The sequence below is a fragment of the Paludibacter sp. 221 genome (assembly GCF_010501035.1).
Lineage (GTDB): Bacteria > Bacteroidota > Bacteroidia > Bacteroidales > Paludibacteraceae > QVMH01.
Window position 1 is genome coordinate 1 of the sequence record NZ_QVMH01000090.1, and the last position, 2569, is coordinate 2569.

Genomic DNA, 2569 nt, shown 5'->3' on the forward strand with positions numbered 1-2569 from the left:
GGGTGGTTATACTTCTCGTTCGGGTGGTGACGGTACTGTTAATTTGGGTTCTCGTGGTGCAAGTGATGGTACTTTTGGTAAAGTTCGTTTGTAATTTAGTGTATAATTTTTTAATATAATAAAATGGAAAAAGTAAAAAGTTTTTTGAAAGATAAATGGTATATTGCTGTAGGTGGTGTTGCTGTTATTGCTATTATTTTCTTTTATAGCAAAAAAAAAAGTAGAAAACGCTATCGCTATGGACGTTAATACTTTAGGTGATTATCCGAATATTCAAAAGGATTCTCTCGGTAAACGGAATAATAACCCTATGAATATTCGGGTATCTGCTTCTAATAAGTGGCTTGGTAAGGTAGCCAGTGATAACGATTTTGAAAAGTTTATTTCGATGTTATTCGGGCTTCGTGCGGGTATTAGATTGTTGAAAACGTATTACAATAATGGTTATTGTACTATTTCTCAAATAATTAATCGTTGGGCGCCTTACACGGAAAACAATACAGAGGGTTATATCTCTGCGGTCGAACGTGGTACTGGTATTAGTAGATATACTATACTTACGTTCACACCCGAAATGTATTACCCTATTGTACGTGAAATGTGTTATTATGAAAGTTATTACGTGCCTACGGCAGAGGAGTTTACAACTGCTTACTTGATGGTATAAAAGGGATAAGGAAAAGTATTATGTGGAAAAATATAGTTACTCTTTTTGGGGGTAAAAACGTTTTAGATTTTGTTTTTAAATTCTTGCTTTTTGCGGTTGTTTTGATATGTGTTATTGTCTTTATTCGTAAAAGGCAAAAAAGTGGCGGTTCATCGGGTGTTTCTGATGCTGATATCCCCGATAAAAACGGGGGTGTTCCTACTCCTAAATATGCTCAATCTTTGGCTAATCGTTTGCTTGTTGCTATGAATCGTCCGGGTACTAATGATAAAGAATTAATTGCTGTTTGTGAACAGTTGGAAAAGTATCCCGGTCTCGTTACTCTTACTTCTCAATCTTTTGGTTATAAAAAGTACTTTTTTGGTGTGCGTGATGACCTTTTGGGTGCTTCCATGGATTTATGGCAATGGCTGGATAAAGAGTTATTTGATTTTGGAAAGGATTTGGAGTTAAAAGAACGATATCGTGCTTTATTTCGTTCTGGGGGGCTTATTTAATTCTTTTGAGGTATAAAAAAAGAAAAAGTTCGGATTATCCGAACTTTTTACTGCTTTTCTGTGTATAGTGTTAGTGTGTATATTTCACATGCTTCTCCTTTATCATTTGTTGTATATTCTATTATATCTGTATTTCTTTTTTTTGTGAATATCTTATTTGTTTTATTTGCTTTTAGTTCAAAATCTTCTGTTGCTCTATGGTTTAGTTCCTTTTCAAATACCCCGTTTATATATATATCTAAATTTTCTCCTGTTACATTTTGTATTCTTAGTATATATGTGTTGTTCTTTTCACATTCTTTTTGAGGTTCTTCGGGTTCGTTGTTTTTTGTAATGCAACTTGTTGTAATAATGGCAATTGCTAACAGGTGTAATAATTTTTTCATAATGAATAATAATTTTTTAAATGAGTATATTGTTTGTTTAGTTGCAAATGTAAGTATTTTAGATAAAATATTCACACTTGATTTTTTGACTACAATTATTGTGCTAATATCTCAATTTTTTATAAGTGCTATTTTGAAAATGATTTTTGAATTTATAAATACTAAAATAAAGAAAAGAAAATGAAATTGTTAACTGTAACTTGGGAGTGGGTTTTGAAATTCCTTGAATTTTTGTTTAATGTACTGAAGTATTTTATACCTAAAAAAGGGGGTAAAAGTGAAAATAAATGATGAATTTTTGAGTATAGACCATTTAAAGGTTTGTGCAGGTGAGATGCTCGGAGTAGACCCTGAAAAAATAAGAGTATCCTTACAGCAGTGTATTTTGGGTGTGGATTCTACTCTCAAATTTAGCGGGGTTGCTTTTATTTTACGTGCTAATTTTTTACGTACTGCTACGGGTAATGGTAATTTTTTTGTTTGCTCTCTTAAGAATGATAATACTTGTATTGTTAATTATAATAGTGGTAGTATTCCCCGTATTTATGAAATATCTACTTTTGCAGATAAAATAGTTACTTCTACTTCAGGAGAGACTTGTTTTGTTTATTATGAATTTACGGTATTTTGAGTATGAGGATAGGTAATGAATTTATGAGCATGGACCATTTAAAGGTTTGTGCTGGTAAGTATTTTGGTGTTGACCCCGAGAAAGTAAGGGCTGAATATGTTGTTAAGGAGGTTGGTCGTGAGGGTTATAAGGGGCTTATTTTTTTTCTTGGTGGTTCTTTTATTACTTGGAATACTGCGGGTGCTAATAGTAATTATCGTATGGGGTATAAATTTTTTTATGGTAGAAGGCTCATGTATTCTTATTCTTCTAATACGGGAGCTGTTTATACGGAGGAAACTCCTACTATTTCATCTCGTATGGGTTATAATGACTATTTCGTTTCAGATATTGTTCTTTCGTTTGAATCCAATGTTGATGGTAAAATGTTATTTTGGGGGTATGAGTT

6 protein-coding genes are annotated in these 2569 nt (G+C 32.4%); 5 read left to right on the top strand and 1 reads right to left on the bottom strand.

Annotation, left to right across the window (positions count from 1 at the left end):
- Positions 1–123 precede the first annotated feature (123 nt).
- From D0T49_RS13145 to D0T49_RS12800, 3 genes are read left to right on the top strand one after another with little or no spacing between them, the layout of a single operon-like run.
- Entirely contained in the window at positions 124–249 is a 126-nt protein-coding gene (locus D0T49_RS13145) for a hypothetical protein (protein WP_255495869.1), read from the top strand.
- Positions 239–667, top strand: coding sequence for a structural protein (locus tag D0T49_RS12795; protein WP_163632314.1), 429 nt, complete (start codon positions 239–241; stop codon positions 665–667). Before D0T49_RS13145 ends, D0T49_RS12795 begins: the two co-directional genes overlap by 11 nt.
- Positions 668–687: 20 nt before the next feature.
- Positions 688–1164: a hypothetical protein gene (locus D0T49_RS12800; RefSeq protein WP_163632317.1), complete on the top strand. Its 477-nt coding sequence runs from the start codon at positions 688–690 to the stop codon at positions 1162–1164.
- A 47-nt stretch (positions 1165–1211) separates the two neighbouring features.
- Here D0T49_RS12800 and D0T49_RS12805 read toward each other — a convergent pair whose 3' ends face one another.
- Positions 1212–1550 (bottom strand): hypothetical protein, encoded by a 339-nt coding sequence (locus D0T49_RS12805; protein WP_163632320.1) that lies wholly within the window; start codon positions 1548–1550, stop codon positions 1212–1214.
- 277 nt (positions 1551–1827) lie between these two features.
- Between D0T49_RS12805 and D0T49_RS12810 the strand changes: the two genes are divergently transcribed.
- Positions 1828–2181: a hypothetical protein gene (locus tag D0T49_RS12810; RefSeq protein ID WP_163632323.1), complete on the top strand. Its 354-nt coding sequence runs from the start codon at positions 1828–1830 to the stop codon at positions 2179–2181.
- Between the two features lie 2 nt (positions 2182–2183).
- Positions 2184–2569 (top strand): hypothetical protein (locus D0T49_RS12815; protein ID WP_163632326.1); only part of this gene is annotated, 386 nt, incomplete at its 3' end.